Source organism: Streptomyces sp. WAC05292, assembly GCF_003949955.1.
GTDB classification, from domain to species: domain Bacteria; phylum Actinomycetota; class Actinomycetes; order Streptomycetales; family Streptomycetaceae; genus Streptomyces; species Streptomyces globosus.
This window is the reverse complement of record NZ_RPSE01000613.1, coordinates 1-2,431: the sequence shown is the minus strand read 5'-3', so window position 1 is coordinate 2,431 and position 2,431 is coordinate 1. Positions and strand designations below refer to the sequence as shown.

General features: G+C 75.3%; 3 protein-coding genes. All 3 read left to right on the top strand.

All coding sequences use genetic code 11. The features are described 5' to 3' along the window. On the top strand, positions 1-1,012 hold a 1,012-nt coding region (locus EF903_RS31655), incomplete at its 5' end, for a sensor histidine kinase (protein ID WP_148142631.1). Next, entirely contained in the window at positions 1,009-1,629 is a 621-nt protein-coding gene (locus EF903_RS31650; RefSeq protein WP_125548411.1) for a response regulator transcription factor, read from the top strand. The genes EF903_RS31655 and EF903_RS31650, both read left to right, overlap by 4 nt. Before the next feature lie 99 nt (positions 1,630-1,728). Next, positions 1,729-2,232 carry a hypothetical protein gene (locus EF903_RS31645; protein ID WP_125548410.1) on the top strand — a complete coding sequence of 168 codons (504 nt, stop codon included), beginning with the start codon at positions 1,729-1,731 and terminating at the stop codon, positions 2,230-2,232. Positions 2,233-2,431 lie beyond the last annotated feature (199 nt).

Genomic DNA, 2,431 nt, shown 5'->3' with positions numbered 1-2,431 from the left:
GCTGTACGTCCTCGGCCCCGCCCTCGGCGCCGCCCCCACCCTGCGCCGCCTCGTCTGGCTCGGCCTCGTCACCGCCACCTGGGTCGTCCTCGTCGACCTCGCCCCCAGCTTCGCCTGGTGCGCCGTCCCCCTCTTCTTCACCGCCCTGCGCACCCTCCCGCCGCGCGCCGCGATCGTCCTCGTCGCCACCCTCACCGCGTTCGTCGTCGCCGCGCAGCTCCGGCTCGCCGACGGGTTCGACCCCAACCTCCTCGTCGCCCCGCCCGCCGTCGCCGCGCTCGCCACCGCCGTCTTCGTCCACATGGAACGCCAGGCCGAGGCCCAGCGGACCCTCATCGACGACCTCCTGCGCACCCGCCGCGAACTCGCCGCCACCGAACGCCGCGAAGGCACCCTCGCCGAACGCCAGCGCCTCTCCATGGAGATCCACGACACCCTCGCCCAGCACCTCTCCAGCCAGCAGATGCTCCTCCAGGCCGCCGACCGCGTATGGGACGCCGACCCCGGCACCGCCCGCGCCCACGTCCGCACCGCCAACGGCATCGCCGCCCGCGGCCTCGCCGAGGCCCGCCGCCTCGTCCACGACCTCGCCCCCACCGAACTCGCCGGCGGCGCCGACCTCCCCGAAGCCCTCCGCACCCTCGACGCCGGGCCCGGCGTCACCGTCCGCTTCCACCTCGAAGGGACGCCCGCCCCACTACCCGACCGCGTCCAGTCGGCCCTGCTCCGCGTGGCGCAGGGCGCCCTCGCCAACATCCGCGAACACGCCGGCGCCCGCACCGCCGCCCTCACCCTCACCTACCTCGGCGACCAGGTCGTCCTCGACGTCGCCGACGACGGCCGCGGCTTCCCCGCCGCCGCCGGCACCCCACGCCCCGGCGCCGGGCGCGGACACGGGATCCCCGCCATGCGCGCGCGCCTCGGCCAGCTCGGCGGCACCCTCACCGTCGAATCCACCCCGGGCGAAGGCACCGTCGTCTCCGCCGCCATCCCCCTGGAGCACCACCCGTGACGACCCTCCTCCTCTGCGACGACCACGCCGTCGTCCGGGCCGGCCTCCTCGCCCTCCTCGCCAGCGCCCCCGGCATCGACGTCCTCGGCGAAGCGGGCAGCGGGGAGGAAGCCGTCGCCCTCGCCGCCCGCCTCCGCCCCGACGTCGTCCTGATGGACCTCCAGCTCGGCGAGGGCATCGACGGCGTCGAGGCCACCCGCCGCATCACCGCCGCCCCGAACCCGCCCCACGTCCTCGTCCTCACCACCTACGACACCGACGCCGACATCAACCGCGCCATCGGCGCCGGAGCCACCGGCTACCTCCTCAAAGCCGAGCGCCCCGAGGAGCTCTTCGCCGCCATCCACGCCGCCGCCGAGGGGCGCACCACCCTCTCCGCCCCCGTCGCGAGCCGCGTCATGGCCGCCATGCGCGGCACCCGCCCCACCCTCACCGACCGCGAACTCGACATCCTCGGCCAGCTCGCCCGCGGCCTCGGCAACCGCGACATCGCCCGCGCCCTGTTCATCAGCGAAGCCACGGTGAAGACCCACCTGGGCCGCATCTACGACAAGCTCGGCGTGGACACCCGCGCAGGCGCCGTATCGGTGGCCAAGGAACAGCGCCTCCTCCCTTGACACCGCCGGGGCGCGGCCGGACCGCAGACGGGCCGGGCGTCCGCCAGCGGCCGGGCCCGCGCGCGCTGCCCGCCCGCAGCCCGTGACACCATCGGCTACGTGCTCGACATCGGCTACTCCCTCTCCCGACGCTTCCCCGACCCCCCGCAGACCGACTACCGCACCGCGGACGTCCGCCTCCTGCGCCACGACCTCTTCTGCGGCGACGTCTACCTCGCCGACACCGAAACCGACCGGGAAGTGTCCACGGCCTGGGGATGGGTCCCCGTCCTCGACTTCGCCTGGGCCCTGTGCGACATCGTCGAGGAGCTCGACCGCGACCCCCGCGGCAGCCGCTCCGCCGACCGCCGCCACGCCGAGCTCGACTTCACCGAGTCCACCGACCGCATCCTCTTCGAACGCCGCTTCGGCTGGGTCGACATCGAAGCCGACTGGATGGCCCCCGAGGAACCCCCGCTGACCTTCAGCCACCGCCTCCTGCGCCGCGAAGCCCGCGACTTCCTCCACGACCTCATCGCCGACCTCGTCGACATGCACGAGGACCTCGCCGACAACCCGGCCATCTGGACCCTCCAGTCCCGCTTCCCCCGCGTCCCGGCCTGACCGGCCGCCGGGAGCGGCGGCGTACTCGCCCGGTCGCGGCGGCGTACTCGCCCGGTCGCGGCGGCGTACTCACCCGACCGCGGCGCCCCGGGAATCCACGGCTACGGCACCACCCGCACCCCCAGGCACGCCGCCAACGCCGGTGCCAGCTCCACCAACTGCCCCGGCGTCACCACCGCCCCCGCGAGCGACTCCACCC